The following is a 17888-nucleotide window of genomic DNA, read 5'->3' as shown; positions in this document are numbered from 1 at the left end:
TATCTTGTTTGAAACTTGCGATTTCTGCATCGAAATTAAACAAACAACAATAATGATGTAAAATATTTTATTCAGTAATGTGAATAATGGTTTGTTGCAATTTCTCTATTCCAATCAGTTTCAACCTGTTTTTCTTTAAAAAACCGCCACAAAGTGTCGAATAATATTTTTAAACCATGTAATAGGAAAAAGCTTGCCGCACTATATAAGTGGCCAACAGTAGCATGCTTACCGCAAGAATTTAGATTTTGAAGAAAATGCCTTTACGGTACAGGAAGTACAGCATGCCCGTTTCCAGTGCAAATATCACCAGGGAGCCAATAATCAAGGAAGGCACTCCGGGGAAATGCACAAAGCCCAGCAAACCATTGGTTATCGCCAGCACATAATCGTTGAACCAGCGGGCGGCCACAATTTCGAAGAAGAGGTAAATGAAAATGGCGTTCATGCCAAAAAGGGAAAAGAAGAACAAACCCTTGCGGTGATCTTTTACATCAATCCACCAGTAAGCCAGCGCGAGTAAAAGGAGACACCAGCCACCGGAAACCAGCACAAAGGAGCTGGTAGCAATGCGTTTGATGATGGGTGTGATGCCTGCAAGATCGAGCCCATAACCCAGGAGCAACAAAGCCCCACCCGCTAACAAGAGGTTCCTGATTTTGGTACTTCCAGGTTTTGCACCCAGCAACAACTGCCCTGCCAGCACGCCCCAAATGGTGTGGGCACTGGTGCTGATGCAGTTAATGGCCACCCACCCTCCATCGTTGATCTTGCGCATAAGCACCCAATCCATATAGTTGCCAAAGTTGTGCTGGTCGGTAAAAGGCTGGTCGAAGCCGGGAATATGGGTGTACCGGTACAAGAGTTCGGGAAGCAACAGGCAAAACAGGCTGCCGGCAACCTGCACCGGTGCCGGAAAGCGCAACAGCAGAAAGGCTACCAGGGTTGTAAACGACAACTGCGTGAGCACATCCCACAGTTCGAATGAAAGCCCGCCGGGCCGCACGGCATAGTCGAGTACCCCCCAGAAAAACAGCCAGCCGCAACGCTTCAGTACTTTTTGAAAAGCCGAAATCCAGGCATGATCGCGCAGGTAGCGGTGCATGGAAAATGCCAGGGCAGCACCCGCCACAAACATGAATACCGGCTGTACTAAGTCCCAAAGGCGGAGGCCATGCCAGGGATGGTGAAAAAACTGGCGCAGCAAGCCTTCAGCTGCTGTACCAGCCAGCGCAGGCTCCAGGTGCTCGTACAGCCGGGTACTTTCCAGGGTCAGCAATACCATGGTAAGCCCCCGCACAAAGTCGAGCGACTGCAGGCGGGTGGCAATACGGGGCTCAGGAATGGGAGTGGCAACCTGCATGGGGATGGAGGATGGGGGATGGTTGGTGGTCCATGGACGATAGACGATAGACGATGGGAAGCAGACGACGGACGATAAAGACGACGGACCACGAGGACGACCGACAACAAGGACGACGGACGACGAAGAAGGTCGACGATGGACAATAGTTGGCTTACCCAATTTCAGGTGTGCTGCATTCAATGTCGTCCATAGTCCGTCGTCCATAGTCCGTAGTCCGCCGTCTGTCGTCCGTGGTCTGTCGTCCATCCTACGGCAGCGGCCTGATCTGCACTTCCTTAAAATACACCTTGCTGTTGGGGTCATGCCCCTGCAGGGCAATGGTACCGCTGGAGAGGTGCTTGAGGGCACGGCCCTGTTCTTTTTCTACGCCTGCGGGCTCGGTGTAATCCACCACGGTGCGGTCGTTGATCTTGATGGTGATGCGGTTGCCTTCCACGCGGATGTATTCGGTGTACCACTCGTTGTCTTTTACATACACTTCTTTTACATCATCCACTGCATAGAGGCTGCCGGTGCGGCGCCAGTCGCTTTGCGAATTGTTTACCTGCACTTCATAACCTTTCTCGGGCCAGCCGGTTTCCTGGTAGCCGGTATGAATAAAGATGCCGGAGTTGGAGCCGGGTGTGGTCATCACCCTGGTACGGAACTCGAAGTTTTTGAAATTGGCCTGCTGCACCGCGCCATCATAAAACAGGTGGGCACGGGGGCCATGCACCACGATGGCGCCATCTTCCACGCGGAAGGTGGATGGGTTTTCGCTGGCACGCCAGCCGTTGAGGGTTTTGCCGTCAAACAAATTGATCCATCCTTTGGAGGTACGCGAAGGAGAACAGGCAAGGAACAGGGCAGCCATCAGCAGGCAAACAATTGGTTTCATCATGGTGATTTGTGTAGGCGCTGAATGTAAGCAGGAAAATTGAAAAAGAACGGCGCAAATGCTTGCGCAAAAAACTATGGGCCATTGCGCTGCAATCCCTATTTTAAAGCAACCTAAAGCCTTGCCATGCAACAACCGCTACACCGGCGCAGCTTCCTGAAACAAGGGGCTGCTACTACACTGGGTTACACCCTGCTGCCCTCCTTTATGCGCATGCCCGCTCCTTCCGACCGCCTGCAGATGGCCATCGTTGGCCTGGGTGGTATGGGCACGGCCCACCTCAAGTGGTTTGCCGCCCTGCCCGACGTGGAAGTGGTGGCGCTTTGCGATGTGGACAGCGAACGGGTAGACAAGGCACTGGCCACTTTGCGCGAACTGAACCCAGGTACCAGGGCCCAAGGCTATGGCGATTTCCGCCGCATATTGGACCGGAAGGATATCGGCGCACTGTCCTGCGCCACCCCCGACCACTGGCATGCGCAAATTGCTACGCTGGCCTTTGATGCCGGCAAGGATGTATACGGCGAAAAGCCCCTCTCCTACGACGTGGCAGAAGGCCGGCGGATGTTGCAGGTAATGAAAAAACAGGCCCGCATTTTCCAGATGGGTACCCAAATACATGCCACCGACAATTACCACCGCGTGGTGGAGTTGATCCGGTCTGGCGCCATCGGAAAGGTGCATACGGTAAGGCTCTGGAAAACCGGCGCCCCGCCCGACCTGGGCGCAGCCAAAGTGATGGCGCCACCGCCCAACCTGAACTGGGACATGTGGCTGGGACCGGCACCCTATACCGAGTACATGCCGCAACGCTGTCATTTTACCTACCGCTATTTTCTCGATTATTCGGGTGGTGTGTTTGCCGACTTCTGGTGCCATATTGCTGATGTGGCTTTCTGGGCACTGAACCCGCAAGGATTGAAAAGCATCCATGCCCGTGGGGAAAAAGCACCGGGCATTGGCGATACGCCGCAATGGCTTGATGTGGATTACCAATTTGACAACCTCAAAGTTTTCTGGACGCACAATCCACCTGATGTGCCTGGTGCAGCTGATAAAAACATCGGTGCCTATTTTGAAGGTGATAAAGGCACCTTGCTTTGCGACTACAACACCAGGCTGATCACCATCAACGGTGAAACGATGCAGGACATTCCATCTGTTGCCAGCAGCATACCGCGTTCACCCGGCCACCAGCAAAATTTTGTAGATGCAGTGAAGAACCGCACCCAGCCGGAGTCGAACCTGGAGTATGCCCGCAGGCTAACGATGCCCATGCACCTGGGACTGATCTCCTGGCGGCTTGGCCGCAAGCTGGAGTGGAACGATAAGCGGGAAAAATTTGTGGGCGATAAAGAAGCAGATGCCCTGTTGCATCGCGAGTACCGCAAAGAATGGAAGTTGATATAAGTCGCCCGGTTGCAGCTACTGCACCAACAAACACAGCGCAAACCTGCATAGCGCACCAGGCAGATTGATAAGCAGCAAACAAAGCAATAGTATGTACAACAGCCCTGCACCATGCAGGGCTGTTGTGTTATCGAAACAGGGATTTTGTTCATTGCATGACCTTGTTGATTTTAAACAGACCCAGTACATTCAATAGCCATTAGCTATAACTCCAAAGAACCGGCACTGAAAGCCCGATACGATTGCAACACCATCACTCCACCTGAGCGGCAATTACCTTTTTTCATTGATGCTTATGCAACAGCCACATCAGTTGTACCACCCTGATCATGATTGCACCTAAAACGAAACACCATGTATAAAACAGTACTCTTTTTGTTTGCCATCCTGGTTCAACTGCATGCCACATCCCAGCCCATTCAGCCCAACACATCATTTGGCACCAATGGCTTTGTTTACAGTGCTACCCATCCCCGTTTTAATACCATTGCCGTGGACAAGGATGGCAACATCATTACGGGGCATTATACCGAAGAGGGTATTGTTATCAGCCGGTACCTTACCGATGGCAAACCCGACCAGTCTTTCGGCTCTTCAGGCAGCCAACTGATACCCGGTGCCACCAGTACGATATTGAGCAGGGAAGACCTGGTGCTGTATTTACTGGAAGATGGAAAGATCTTAGTTGCGGGCCTGCAGTCAGGAGAAAGTACGGATGCTTTGATATTGATGCGCCTGCAAGCAAATGGCGCGTTGGATGCAAGTTTTGGCAACGGAGGCACAGGCAAATATGTACATCCCAAATACCTCTTCAATCCGCAATCCATTGTAATAGAGCAAAGCGGGAAAATTATTGTGGGCGGATATACCACCAACATAAATGATGAAATCGGCAGGCTTTCGCTTATCCGGTTTAATGCTAATGGCACCCTGGATCTTTCGTTTGGTGAAAAAGGCGAAGCCTACGTTCAGGGCGCAACGAATGATAACCGGTGTTACCAGGTGGTCCTTCAACCGGATGGAAAAATCCTGATGGTAGGGGAAGCCATTAGTTTCAGGGACTGGCCCGGTATCAGGAGAATATTGCATTTAGTGCGGTACGACCCTGCGGGTAAAATGGATTCCAGTTTCAGTGATGATGGTATTGCTACTTTAGAGGCCATGCCTGAAACCGCAGGGTATGCGCTGCAGTTGCAGGCCGATGGCAAAATTGTAGTTGCCGGAACAGCAGGCGGAGGCGCTATCGATGAACCCAGGTTGGATCCCGCCTTTCTTTTAGCCCGTTTTCTACCGGATGGAAAGCTGGATAACAGTTTTGGCAACAAAGGCTTTACGATTACCCGCTTTGATAATAACTGGGCACTGGTTAGCAATGTATTTCAAACGAAGGACAGGTTTATCATCACAGGCAAAATTGGCAATTTCCAAACACAAGGACCAAGTATGGCACTGGCAGCCTACACGCTCAATGGGTTACCGGATGCTGGTTTTGGCCCTGAAGGAAAAGCTTTTATTCCCTTCAGCCACCCGGGATTTGTAGCGGATGCTACGTTGTTCCAAAACAATTTGTATGTAACAGGATCACTTCAAAAACCACCTGGCCTCACTGCATTCATTGCTGCTTTCAAACTCGATGCAGCGCCAACCGTAGGCTCCTTTACCCTGGTAGATGCAACAAGCGATATGCCTATAAAAACCATTACCAATGGCATGACCATCAACCTGGCAGATTATAAAGGCAGGGCCATCAATATCCGGGCAAATACCACGCCTGCTAAAGTAGGCAGCGTGATGATGAAACTAACCGGCAAGCAGGTACATACCCAAATAGAGCAACTAACTCCTTATGCACTTTTTGGCGGCGATGGCAACAACTACAATCCCTGGCAACCAGCAGTGGGCAGTTATAGTTTAAGTGCTACGCCATATAGTGAAAAAGGTGGTATGGGTGTAGCGGGCGAACAGTTGGATATCAGCTTCAACATCATCAACGACCTTTCGCTCTCCGGATTTACATTGGTACATTCAGGAGCGGACTATGACCTGCGCCAGCTGAAAAATGGTGATGTCATCAACCTGGCAACAACACCTGATTTTACCATCCGGATAGATTCGGGTAAAGGACTCACAGGCAGCGTGGTTATAGGCCTTAATAATAACACCCGGTATCGTACCGAAAACAAACCGCCTTATGCCCTGTCCACCAACACAGCGAGCAATTACTACAGGTGGTATGTTTTGCCGGGCACCTATACCATCAATGCTACGCCCTTCAGCGACCGCAATGGCCGCGGAACGGCTGGCAACCGCCGGTCCATCACCATCACCATCATCAACAGCACGGATGTTTTAACTGCTGCAACACCCAGCAATAAACTTGGTGTAACCAGCCTGCAGGAAAAGGAAAAGATAACGGTTCAGGTACATCCCAATCCCGCATTCCAGGATGCCATCCTTAGTTACCAACTGCCCCGGACACAATACGTAAACATCGTGATTACGGACGCACTGGGCAAAAAAGTGATGGATGTATTTTCAGGTATTACCGACAGCGGTATGGTGCACCGGAAAACATTACAAAGTTCAAGGCTCACAACAGGCATCTATTTTGTACGCATCAGTACAGCCGACGGGCAGGTACATACGCATAAAATCTGGAAGCAATAAAGTTACTGCAACCATTACCTGTGCCATTGGCGCAAAAGATGCGCGGTGTTTTGCCCGGAAAAAGTTAAGTTTAAGTATGCAGGAAGAAGACTTTCGCAAATTAGAAATTGACCTGCCCAGGCAACCGGTAGTCAACCAAAAGTCCTGGGCCAAAGCAGGCTGGGTACTCCTGTTGCTGGTACTGCTGCTGATGGCACTTGCATATTTATTTCGCAGGCAAGATTAGGCAAAGCCTCTGCAATACACCATGTACAATTACATGCTACATAACTTGCTAATCAAAGAGCGCCCTGTTCATCAACAGGGCGCTCTTTGATTGTAAAATCCATATTTCTATAAAAGGCAAAAGCCTGTACCATTACCTGGAACGCAACATGGCTTGTTTGAAAAACCTGCCTTGCCTTGTTGGGGTGAAATTCCAGTCGCTGATCAGCATGGGTGCCCACTGTGGATCGAATACCCATACGCTGTAAGAAATACCGTTGTCCTTGCAATATTTCGTGATGGCCTCGCCATACGATTCATCACTGATCACGGGCACATGCGCCCCCTTTTCATCGGGTCCGCAGAAACCGATCTCTGTTAAGACAACCGGGTATTTTTTAGCTACAAATCCCCAGTCGGCAGTCCACTTGGGCTCCCAGGGCTTTTCGCGTTTCATGGGGTAAGGATGGCTGACATAAGCAACACCTTCCGCCTTTACGGGATCATTGGCTACAGGCGTAAGATCATAAGCCCAGTTGAAGCCCGCCACCAATGGAATGGCCCTGGAGCCGCAAGCCCGTATTATGGTGATCATCTCTTCATTCATCTGCCGCCATTCGCTCCAGGAGCAGGTACCCAGCTGGCCACTCATTACCGTAGGCTCGTTGAACAGTTCAAATAAGGCTACTGTAGGATGGTCTTTAAAGTGCAGCGCCATGGTACGCCAGAACTCGTAGGTTTCCTTGCGGGTGGTTTCGTACATGGCATTCTGGTACATCTCGGTGCGCAGGTTGCCGATGCTGTGCCAGTCGATGGTAACATAAAGTCCCAGTTCGGTGGCCCATTGCACGCCCGCATCCAACAGTTTGATATAAGCATCCTTGCCCCTGCTGCGCCAGGCATTGGGGTGTACGGGAAAGCGCACCATATTGGCGCCCCAGCTTTTTACCTGTTCAAAATATTCCCGGTTCCAGTGACCGGCTTTTTCCAGCTTGTCGGGGTCGCTGGCATCCAGGCCGTGGAAGATGATTTCCTTGCCACCAGCCATAAACTTGTTGCCGGATACCGTTACCCGATCAAGGCTGGTAGCGACCTGGCCGAAGGCGGCCATATGAATCAAAAAAGAAAAGAGCAGGGACAAACAAATCGATTTCATAATGGAATGGGTTGAACGAGGTTCAATATAAACAACCGGGGGCAAATACGCAGGAAGCATAATGATTATGAAAGTAGATGTTGGGGTAAAAATATTTCCGGTTGGAGGCAAATCACATATCGGTTGCAGTATTAGCAGCTTCCCTTATCTTAATGGGCATGAAACGATTGATGCCCCTGCTCCTATTGTTGCCCTTCCTGTCTTTTGCCCAAGGCAGCAAAGTGATGGACAACCTCTCGCTGAAAAGCAAGATCCTCAACATGGACCGCAAGTATGCCATTTACCTGCCGCCCGATTACGAAACCTCGCAACGCAGTTACCCCGTGCTGTACCTGCTGCATGGTGGCGGCGACGACCAGACCGGCTGGGTACAGTTTGGCGAAGTACAGAACATTACCGACAAGGCCATCCGGGAAGGACATGCAACAGCCATGATCATTGTTATGCCCGATGCCAATACCGGCCGCCGTGGTTATTTCAACGACATCAAGGGCGACTGGCGCTACGAGGATTTCTTCTTCGAAGAGTTCATGCCCTTTATTGAAAAGACCTATCGCACCAAGAACGATAAAAGGTTCCGCGCCATCAGCGGTCTTTCCATGGGCGGCGGCGGCACCTTTATGTATGCACTCCACAGGCCCGAGCTTTTTTCTGCAGCCTGCCCCCTGAGTGCATCCACTGGTCCTGTTTCGCTTGAAGAGGCCAAGACCGCTTACCGCCGCAACAATCCCACCATCAGCGATGAAGCCATCGCCACTTACTACCCCCGTCACAATGCGCTTTCGCTGGTAAACAACATGGCCGATACGCTGAAAAAATCTGTTCGCTGGTATATTGATTGCGGGGATGATGACTTTTTGTATGAAGGCAATTCACTGGTGCATATTGCCATGCGCAAAAAAGAAATCCCGCACGAATTCCGCATACAGGATGGCGCCCACAACTGGACTTACTGGCGCAATGCACTGCCAACCGTACTCAACTTTGTATCCATGAGTTTCCACCAGTTTTGATATGATTAAAACGTTTTGATGGCAGTAAAGGCTACAAGCTTTTAGCTACAAGCTGCAAGCGGCCTTTTTGTATTTGCACCTTAAAAAGTCATTATTAAAACAATACAACCGCATCTTTCCTTTTTATTTCCCAACACAGCAAAAACAAGATGAAAACAAAACAACTATTGCTTGCCTTACTGATTGCCTGCACATTCTTCAGCACTTCCGTACACGCACAACAAAAACAGTTTAAAACCCTGATTGTAACCACTACCAACGGGTGGCACCACGAGAGCCTGCACGCCGGTGTGCTGGCCTTAAAGGAAATGGCCAACAAGAACTTTTTTGATGCGGTGTTACACGAAAACCCCAACGGCTTTACCGACGATTACCTGAAGCAGTTCCAGGCAGTTATTTTTCTAAACACCACGGGTGATATTTTGAATGCCGAGCAGCAAAAAGTAATGGAGCGTTTTATACAATCGGGTAAAGGTTTTGTGGGCATACACAGCGCCTCCGATACCGAGTATGATTGGGAATGGTACACCAAGATGGTTGGGCATATGTTTCATATCCATCCCACCGTGCAAACCGCCAAGCTGCAGGTGCTGGACAAAAGCTTCCCGGGTCTGAAAGACCTGGACGGCAAACTGTGGACAGAAGAATACTATGAATTTAGCCCTGCCAAAAGCAATGACCTGCAGGTGGTGCTTTCGGTAGATGAAAGCACCTACAATCCCAAGGTGCAATGGGGACCTAAAAAAGGAGAAGGCATGGGTAAGGTGCACCCAATGGCCTGGTACCACAACTATGATGGCGGCCGCGCATTTTATACGGCTTTAGGACACCTGCCTACCAACTTCAGCAACCCCGCATTTCTCGACCACCTGTATGCCGGCATCCTATGGGCGGCAACGGGCAGAAAGTAAGCGCTATTTAATTTGAACCACAAAGACCCAAAAGGACAAAGCAGCACAAGGAGTAAAGCGTGCACAAACAATGCAATATTCCTTTGTGCACCTAGTGTCCACTGTGTCTTTGTGGTTCATTATTTTACAAAAAAGCCCACTGTAAAAACAGCGGGCGACTAACGATTGCTTGCCATATGAAGATGAAAAATCTGTAGTTGGTATTGGTTGCGATCCTTTGTTACATCAAAACTAATACGCCGCAGCAGCTGGCACAATGTTGTTTTGCTCGAACTGCTGTTTTTCCTGCATCAACTGCAACCGGAAGGGAAGAACTGTACCATCGGCCCTGCTCAAAGCAAAGGCTGCAACACCTGCCAAACATTTTGTGCCACAATGCGGGCCCCTTCGGCAGTAGGATGAATGCCATCCTGCTGGTTTAATCTGGCCTCACCACCTACGCCTTCGAGCAAAAATGGAATGAGGGTTATCTTATTCTTGCTGGCCAGATCGGGATAGATGGCCTGGAAGGTTTGGGCGTAATCGGCTCCCATATTGGGGGGTATCTGCATCCCTGCCAGCACGATCTGCGCGGTGGGATATTTAGCTTTCACCTTGTCGATGATGCTTTGCAGGTTGCGTTTTGTTTCTGCTACCGGTATGCCCCGCAGTCCATCGTTTGCCCCCAGCTCCAATACAAAAACATCCAGCGGCTGTTGCAGTATCCAATCGATGCGGCTGAGCCCCCCCGCTGTTGTTTCACCACTCAGGCCGGCGTTCACCACCTTGTAGGGCAGGGCAGCCGAATCAATTTTGGTTTGAATGATTGCGGGAAAAGCTTCCGATGGCGTGAGGCCGTAACCTGCACTCAGGCTATTGCCAAAGAATACGATGGTTTTGTTTTTAGCGGTGGCTGCAGGGTTGGCAGCAGTGGTGTCTGCTCCGCCATTTGTTGCCGGTGCATTGTTGGCGCAAGCCAGCAAGAGTGTTGCGGCAACAAAGAAAACAGTCTGCTTTACGTTGGGTACCATCATATCCGGCTGGTTAAGTATTGTGTAAACGGCAGGCCCAATTTAAACCTTTCCGGTATTTTTATTGTTCACGGGTGCAACACCCTAACAAAACATTTCGCTCATGGCTTCAATTCTGGATCTGCAATCGGTCGGTAAAACCTATCAAAGCGGCGGCCGCAGCCTCACGGTACTGGACCAGGTGAGTTTTACCCTGGAGGAAGGCGCTACCATGGCCATTGTGGGTCCGTCGGGCAGCGGCAAAACCACCTTGCTGGGACTGGCTGCCGGCCTTGACCGGGCCAGCACCGGATCGGTATTGCTGAACGGCATTGCACTGGACAAAATGAGTGAAGACCAGCGGGCGGCGGTGCGCAACCAGCACGTGGGTTTTATTTTTCAAAATTTCCAGCTGCTGCCCACCCTTACGGCACTCGAAAACGTAATGGTGCCCCTGGAGCTAAGGGGCGAGCGCAACATTAAAAGCAGGGCACAAGCCCTGTTGCAAAAAGTAGGACTGGCCGACCGTGGTCACCACTACCCCCTGCAGCTCAGCGGCGGCGAACAACAAAGGGTATCACTGGCCCGTGCTTTTTCCAACCAGCCCCGCATCCTTTTTGCCGATGAACCCACCGGCAACCTCGATGCCGAAACCAGCGACCGGATCATTGAACTCATTTTTGACCTGAACCGGGAAGCGGGCACCACCCTGGTGCTGGTTACCCATGATTCGGAGCTGGCAAGTCGTACCGGCCGGATACTGCGCATTAAAGGCGGCCGGATTGTTTCGGACGAAGCAACCCTCAACCAGGCGCTGGCAGGGTGAGGATGCAGGTTGCAGGTTGCCAGTTGCCGGTACTGCTAGCGGATAATGGAAATAGGGAAACTGATATTGCCTCCAAAACTTTTTACCAACCAGTCTTTCTTCAACATAATTCATGAAGCCTGCACCTCCTTTTTCCTGGCTCCTGCAAATGGCCTGGCGTGATAGCCGCCGCAACCGGTCGCGCCTGCTCCTTTTTGTTTCCAGCATTATACTGGGTATTGCCGCCTTGGTTGCTATTTATTCACTCCGGGAAAATATGCAGGCCGAAGTGGACCGGCAGGCGGCCTCCCTGCTGGGTGCCGATCTGGAATTGCGGAGCAATAAAGCCCCCGAAACCCGCATCCTGCGACTTGCCGACTCCCTGGGCGGGCAGCGCTCGGAGGAAAGGGATTTTACCTCGATGGTTTATTTCCCTAAAAATGGCGGATCAAGGCTGGTACAGGTGCGTGCACTTGAAGGCAACTTTCCCTACTATGGCGAACTGGAAACAGAACCCGCCGCAGCTAGCCGCAGTTTCCGCAATGGCCGCAATGCACTGGTAGACCAAACCCTGCTGCTCCAGTTTGATGCAAAACCCGGCGACTCGGTAAAAGTGGGCAACCTTACGTTTAGGGTAGCCGGCAGCCTCCTGAGCGCACCGGGCCAAACGGGCATTGCCGCATCGGTAGCGCCCATTGTATACCTGCCCATGCAGTACCTGGAAGCCACTGGGCTGATGCAGAAAGGCAGCCGCATCAACTACAAGTACTTTTTCAAACTGGATAAGCCGCTCAACACTGAACGTTTTGAAAAGGGCATTGAGCCGATGCTCGAAAAGGAAGGCTGGAGCTACGATACCGTTGAAAGCCAAAAAGAGGACACCAATCGCTCCTTACGCGACCTTACCCAGTTCCTGGCCCTTGTAAGCTTTATAGCACTCCTATTGGGCTGTATTGGCGTTGCAAGTGCCATCCAGATTTATGTCCGGGAAAAGATCGGCGCCGTTGCTATCCTGCGCTGCCTGGGTGCAGCGGGCAAAGAGGCTTTCCTGATTTACCTGATCCAAATCATTGTCATCGGATTCTTGGGCGCCATTGTGGGTGCGGTATTGGGAACGGTGATTCAGCAATTCCTGCCTGCGCTGCTGCAGGATTTCCTGCCTGTTGACCTGGAACCTTCCATCAGCTGGAAAGCCATCCTGCAGGGCATCCTTGTCGGCACCATCATTTCCGCACTATTTGCGCTGCTGCCACTGGTGAGCATCCGCAATGTTTCGCCGCTCAATACCCTCAGGGCTTCCTTACAGCAGGACGCAGGAAAACGCGACCCGGTACGTTGGCTGGTTTATGGCTTGATACTGTTGTTTGTTTTGGGTTTCAGCCGCCTGCAACTGGGTAGCTGGAACAATGCCCTTGCATTTACCCTAGGCATTGCTGTAGCCTTTTTGGCACTGGCGGGCATTGCAGCCCTGCTGGTGCGCACCATCCGAAGGTTTTTCCCGCAATCGCTGCCTTTTACCGGCAGGCAGGGTTTGGCCAACCTGTTCCGGCCCAACAACCAAACCACCATCCTGATCGTGGTGATTGGCCTGGGAACGGCATTTATCTGCACCCTGTTTTCCATACAAACCATCCTGCTCAACCGCGTAAGCCGCTCGGCAGGCGAACAGCAACCCAATACGGTATTGTTTGATATCCAGCCGGGGCAAAAAGAACAACTGGTGGCCCTTACGCAACAGCAAGGGCTGCCCGTGCAGGGTACCGTTCCTATTGTTACCATGCGCCTGGAACGTATCAACAACATCACTGGCGAAAGCCTGCTCAAAGACAGTACCCTGCCGCAGCAATCCTGGATATTCAGCCGCGAGTACCGCGTTACTTTTCGGGATACCCTCAGCGATTCGGAAAAGATCAGCAAGGGTAAATGGCAGGGCAAGGCTGCTGCCGGGGCGGGTGCTATCCCGGTATCGCTGGAGGCCCGATTTGCTGAGCGCAATAAAATAGAACTGGGCGATACGCTCTATTTTAATGTGCAGGGCGCACCCATCACCACCACGGTGGGCAGTTTGCGCACCGTGGACTGGAACCGGATTCAAACCAATTTCCTGGTACTGTTTCCCACCGGCGTGCTGGAAGCGGCACCGCAGTTTCACGTGCTGCTCACCCGCATACCGGGCAAGGAAGTATCGGCACGCTACCAGCAGGCGGTTGTAAGGCAGTTTCCCAATGTTTCCATTATCGATTTGGGACTGGTGCTGAGTGTGCTGGATAAGCTGCTGGAAAAGGTGGGTTTTGTTATCCGCTTTATGGCGGGCTTCAGCATTGTTACCGGCCTGGTGGTGCTGATTGCATCGGTACTCATTTCAAGGTACCAGCGGATGCAGGAAAGCGTATTGCTGCGCACTTTGGGTGCCAGCCGAAAACAAATCTTTTACATCATTGCACTGGAGTATTTCTTTTTGGGTGCACTGGCCGCATTGGCAGGTATTGCCTTATCGCTTGTAGCAAGCTGGCTGCTGGCGCATTACTTTTTTGATACCGAGTTTACACCCCAACTGCTGCCGCTACTAACAGTGGCCCTTGCCATCTGCGGACTGACCGTGCTGATTGGATTGTTTAACAGCCGCACGGTGGTCAACAGGCCGCCACTGGAAGTGTTGCGGGAGGAAGTATAGGTAGTTGGGTTGGTAGTTAACATTGAACAGCTACAAGCTTTTAGCTACAAGCTGCAAGGGTGGTACCTGCCATTTTATTTCCAACCCTTTGATATGGTTTAAACAAGTACAGCATCCCTAAATGGATGCTGTACTTGTTTGATACTTTGGTGCAGCCGATCGTGCATGCTCATGGCCCTACTCCCATGGTCTATCGTCTATCATCCATCGTCTTTATTGGCGCGCTCACAGATATCTCTCAAGAAGCGCCTTGGTCTTGCGAACGCCCTCTTCTTCCGGCTGGGTAAATCCTTCAAATTCGATCCCGATATACCCTTTGAAACCGGAAGCTTTCACGATATCGAGCAGCCGTTTATAATCCATTTTGGGCTGTTCGCCATTGGCGTCAAAGTCATAGGTTTTTGCACTCACGGCTTTGGCGTAGGGGAGCATTTCTTCAATGCCTTTGTAGCGGTCATATGCATCTGCACAATCGCCCTGGGTGGTGCCCCACTCCTGCGCGATGCAGAAATTACCAAAGTCGGGGAGCGTACCTACATTGGGTTTGTTCACGCCTTTTACTACGGCTGCCATCCATTGTCCTTTCGAAGAATCGCTGCCATGATTTTCCACCACGATATTGACATGCATGGGTGCGGCAAACTCGCCCAAACGGCTTAGCGAATCAATAGATGCAAGGCGTTTGTCTCCGGTAGCGCCGCTGCCATGCAGGTTTACCCGCAAGCTGCGGCATCCAAGAAAAGCAGCAGCTTCCACCCACTTCCGGTGGTTGTTAACTGCCTGTAGTCTTTCCTTATCATTGGGCAAAGCCAGGAATCCTTCTTCATCCACCATCACCACGTGGTTGTACACACCGGCATCCTTGCTGCGCTGGAGCAGGTAAGCCAAATACTTCTTATCTGCAGCGGCTGCACGCCAGTCCATTTTCCGGTCGCCGAAGAACTGGCAAACGTAATCAACAGCATCAATTCCAAAATCTTTACGGGCCTTATCCGGAAAATCGGAATTGATCAATTTCCCGGCTTTCAGCGTGCGGTGCAAGGACCATTGGGCAAGGGAAATTTTAATATCGGATGCGGGTGGCTGCAAGGCTTTTATGGATGGCTGCAGCAGCATTGCGCAGGAGGCAAACAGCGACTGCTTTACAAAGGCGCGGCGGTTGGTCATATGGCAGGTTGTTGTAGGTGTCGTAAAAGATAGCGCTATCAGGCCTAATAACAAACCCTTCCATATTAATTGAAACTGAAATACCATGCTACCCGCTTTCGCCACATTAATTTTTTCATTCAAGTAAAAATGGCAAGCTATTTGACTATGGCGACCCAATCTTAACCTATAAATGTCACCATTATGAAAAAGATCCTTTTTTTCGCTTCCATTTTTGTTGCAGGTGCTGCCACAGTTAGTGTTGCTCAATTTAGCGGTGCTGAAAAGAATGCTACTTTTTACCACCACACCAACACTGCGTTGATCAACCTGCAGGACACTACGAAACCTGTAAAGGATACCGTAGCGCCCAAAAAGGACAGCACAGCTGTAAAGTTCTAATGTAAACACCCAGCAAAAAGGGCGGCACAGCGATAGGTACATCAGCTGTGCCGCCCTTTTATTTTCTACAGGATATTTCGTTCGTCCTTTCCCGATAGTTGCACTTTTCACAACTTCAATGTTATGGTATGCAGCATGCCTGGAAAAGGAACTGGACCCGCTATGCTTTTGATTACTGTTTTACCAGCTTGCCCACTTGCATGTTTCCGCCTGAACTCAGCCTATAGTAGTAAGTACCTGAAGGGATCTGTACCCCGCTTACCGGTATCCTGTAGGTACCCGGTTGCTGCACCTCATCCACTAATTTTGAAATCAACTGCCCTTGGGTGTCAAAAAGCGATAGCTGAACCTTTGACTTGTGCAACACAGAGTACGACAGGTAGGTAAGATTGGTAAAAGGGTTGGGGTAAGCCTGCACAGATGGGCGCCGGTTTGCTTCTTCATCCAACCTGGGAGCTGTTGCGGGTGCGCTTGCCATGAGTTTTAAGGATGCCATGCCGGAAGGTCCCGCGTCCTGAAATATCATGCTCAGGTAATCAATATTGGGGCCGCTTGCACCGATGGCTGTTGCCCTGATTTTGTGCACGCCAGGTTTGAGGTAAACTGCAGGGCCGTTCATGAAAGCCCACGATTGCCAGGAAAAAGAAGGCATAAAATCCAATCGCGCCAGGGGTTGCCCATCCAGGCTGAATTGCAGTGGCCGGCCTGTAGTGCTGCCATTGGAAAAAGTAACACCAAGGGTATAGGTTCCGGGAACGGTTACTTTGGCATCCCACTCGATGAAATCGGAACTTTTATTCTGGTAATCCACAAAGCCGGTTCCGGAAAAACCCGGCTGATTCCTGGCTACCCTGGCACCCTGATAAAGGGCATTTTCGGCTTCAAGCTTATTGCTCTCCGGCACTTCAATTGCCGCCATAATATAGTTCATTTGCGATCCCATTGCAGGGGCTGCCATATTCCCTCCCAGTTGCACCGGGTAAGGGTAGGTTTGCCAATAGGAAACTTCCTTGCTGTATACATCAAGGTAAGCAGTGCCGGGATCAGTAAGGGTGATCCGTTCACCGGTTTTATGCCAGGTGCTTAGCCACTCAGGAATGACTTTGGCCCTTGGATCATACCCTACATACAACACAGCCCTTTTTTTGATAAACGAAGTCAGGAAAGTGGCCGCGCTGCTTTTTTTGTCCTCCATAGCCGTTTGTACCAGAGAAGCACCCTGCATAAAGTCGGGGAAACCCGTTATGGTATAGTCCCGGTCCGAATAAGGCCGCGTACCCTTAACGAGTTTGGCAACGGTATAATTCCGGCCGCTGGCGGCTGATACCTGTTTTACCAGTGCATCTTCAACGGGCTTTTCCCTGACAGCAGGTTTCGAAAATGCAGGCTTGCGTGCCGAAATCCAATCCACGAAGAAGGCTTCATCAGAAGTTTCTGTATCTACCCGCCACCCTATTTTCCCCATGGGCAGGTAACTGCTATCGATAGCTTCCAGGAAAGGCCTGCTGTCATAACCCGAGCCCCGATCCACATACACCTGGATCAAACCGCTTTTATAACGGGCAATCTTGAACTTATACCATCTGTCTACGGCCAGATTGGGATAAAGCACACCCTCGTCCAGTTTCTCGGGATGATAATAGTTATCGGTCGATTTGCCCAGCGTCAAAATACCCCCAAAATCAGGTTGGTACTGGAGCATGTACATATGCTGCAAAGAGGCATCTGCCTGGCCGAAACTGATGTGGAATTTTCTGTGGTAGCCAGGTGTAAAACCCATGGCTGCCGTTTCAATAATGTAAGAATGGAGATCATACCCTTTATTGGTACGCAACCATCTGTCGGAGCCGGCAAACAGGTAAGCAGCACCAGCCTGGATGGTCCAGGAAGTAGGTGTTTCCCAGCGGTTGTCCAGGGTGGCCGAATTAAAATCATCTTTAAAGAGTACCGAGTCTGGCGATTGGGCCCATGCTGGTGTAGCACTTAATAAAACGGACAGGAAAAGCAATGCACCGATTACCCGGTGCATTGAATAACGGAGTAAAAAAGGGACCATGAAGTTTCGTTGGTTAGGTAAGAGATAAAATATCCCTTTGAAGGTAACGGCAGAAACTGATAACTTATGCTATGGCTGCATTAAGCCTTTTCTTGACTCCATACAGATCAAAATGCAGTGTGGCAAACAAAGGCAACAATTGATGCTGGTTGCTCAGGCACGAACAGGTGTAATGAGGCATGCTTATCAGCAACCTTTACAAGTTTTCATAG

Annotated in this window: 13 protein-coding genes; 7 read left to right on the top strand and 6 right to left on the bottom strand. The window is 50.8% G+C overall.

All coding sequences use genetic code 11. The features are described 5' to 3' along the window. Positions 1-241: 241 nt before the first annotated feature. The gene (locus tag BUE76_RS06425; RefSeq protein ID WP_073040715.1) at positions 242-1363 is read right to left on the bottom strand and encodes an acyltransferase family protein; all 1122 of its coding nucleotides are present in this window, start codon (positions 1361-1363) and stop codon (positions 242-244) included. A gap of 250 nt (positions 1364-1613) precedes the next feature. After that, the gene (locus tag BUE76_RS06420) at positions 1614-2243 is read right to left on the bottom strand and encodes a 3-keto-disaccharide hydrolase (protein WP_073040717.1); all 630 of its coding nucleotides are present in this window, start codon (positions 2241-2243) and stop codon (positions 1614-1616) included. Positions 2244-2369: 126 nt separating this feature from the next. Between BUE76_RS06420 and BUE76_RS06415 the strand changes: the two genes are divergently transcribed. Continuing rightward, entirely contained in the window at positions 2370-3653 is a 1284-nt protein-coding gene (locus BUE76_RS06415) for a Gfo/Idh/MocA family protein (protein WP_073040718.1), read from the top strand. A gap of 354 nt (positions 3654-4007) precedes the next feature. Continuing rightward, positions 4008-6320, top strand: coding sequence for a T9SS type A sorting domain-containing protein (locus BUE76_RS06410; RefSeq protein ID WP_073040720.1), 2313 nt, complete (start codon positions 4008-4010; stop codon positions 6318-6320). Positions 6321-6678: 358 nt separating this feature from the next. Here BUE76_RS06410 and BUE76_RS06405 read toward each other — a convergent pair whose 3' ends face one another. Beyond that, positions 6679-7680: a glycoside hydrolase family 5 protein gene (locus BUE76_RS06405; RefSeq protein ID WP_073040722.1), complete on the bottom strand. Its 1002-nt coding sequence runs from the start codon at positions 7678-7680 to the stop codon at positions 6679-6681. 158 nt (positions 7681-7838) lie between these two features. Between BUE76_RS06405 and BUE76_RS06400 the strand changes: the two genes are divergently transcribed. Together BUE76_RS06400 and BUE76_RS06395 are read left to right on the top strand one after the other, a co-directional pair. Beyond that, positions 7839-8693, top strand: coding sequence for an alpha/beta hydrolase (locus tag BUE76_RS06400; RefSeq protein ID WP_073041006.1), 855 nt, complete (start codon positions 7839-7841; stop codon positions 8691-8693). A gap of 149 nt (positions 8694-8842) precedes the next feature. Continuing rightward, positions 8843-9604, top strand: a complete 762-nt coding sequence (locus BUE76_RS06395; protein ID WP_073040724.1) for a ThuA domain-containing protein — start codon at positions 8843-8845, stop codon at positions 9602-9604. Between the two features lie 332 nt (positions 9605-9936). On the opposite strand, the gene BUE76_RS06390 is transcribed toward BUE76_RS06395, so the two are convergent. Further along, a complete protein-coding gene (locus tag BUE76_RS06390; RefSeq protein WP_073040726.1) occupies positions 9937-10617 on the bottom strand; it encodes an arylesterase in 681 nt (226 codons plus the stop codon). Between the two features lie 100 nt (positions 10618-10717). Here BUE76_RS06390 and BUE76_RS06385 point away from each other — a divergent pair, with 100 nt between their 5' ends. Together BUE76_RS06385 and BUE76_RS06380 are read left to right on the top strand one after the other, a co-directional pair. Beyond that, positions 10718-11419 (top strand): ABC transporter ATP-binding protein, encoded by a 702-nt coding sequence (locus BUE76_RS06385; protein ID WP_073040728.1) that lies wholly within the window; start codon positions 10718-10720, stop codon positions 11417-11419. A gap of 112 nt (positions 11420-11531) precedes the next feature. Further along, positions 11532-14072, top strand: coding sequence for an ABC transporter permease (locus BUE76_RS06380; RefSeq protein WP_073040730.1), 2541 nt, complete (start codon positions 11532-11534; stop codon positions 14070-14072). Between the two features lie 225 nt (positions 14073-14297). Here the strand turns inward: BUE76_RS06380 and BUE76_RS06375 are convergent, their stop codons facing one another. Then, entirely contained in the window at positions 14298-15239 is a 942-nt protein-coding gene (locus BUE76_RS06375; protein WP_073040732.1) for a sugar phosphate isomerase/epimerase family protein, read from the bottom strand. Positions 15240-15422: 183 nt separating this feature from the next. Between BUE76_RS06375 and BUE76_RS06370 the strand changes: the two genes are divergently transcribed. Continuing rightward, entirely contained in the window at positions 15423-15620 is a 198-nt protein-coding gene (locus BUE76_RS06370) for a hypothetical protein (protein ID WP_073040734.1), read from the top strand. Between the two features lie 172 nt (positions 15621-15792). On the opposite strand, the gene BUE76_RS06365 is transcribed toward BUE76_RS06370, so the two are convergent. After that, positions 15793-17676 carry a T9SS type A sorting domain-containing protein gene (locus tag BUE76_RS06365; protein WP_083596381.1) on the bottom strand — a complete coding sequence of 628 codons (1884 nt, stop codon included), beginning with the start codon at positions 17674-17676 and terminating at the stop codon, positions 15793-15795. Positions 17677-17888 lie beyond the last annotated feature (212 nt).

The organism is Cnuella takakiae (genome assembly GCF_001953305.1).
GTDB lineage: Bacteria > Bacteroidota > Bacteroidia > Chitinophagales > Chitinophagaceae > Flavisolibacter > Flavisolibacter takakiae.
Note: the sequence above shows the minus strand (reverse complement) of the source record. Positions and strands in the feature narration are given on the sequence as shown.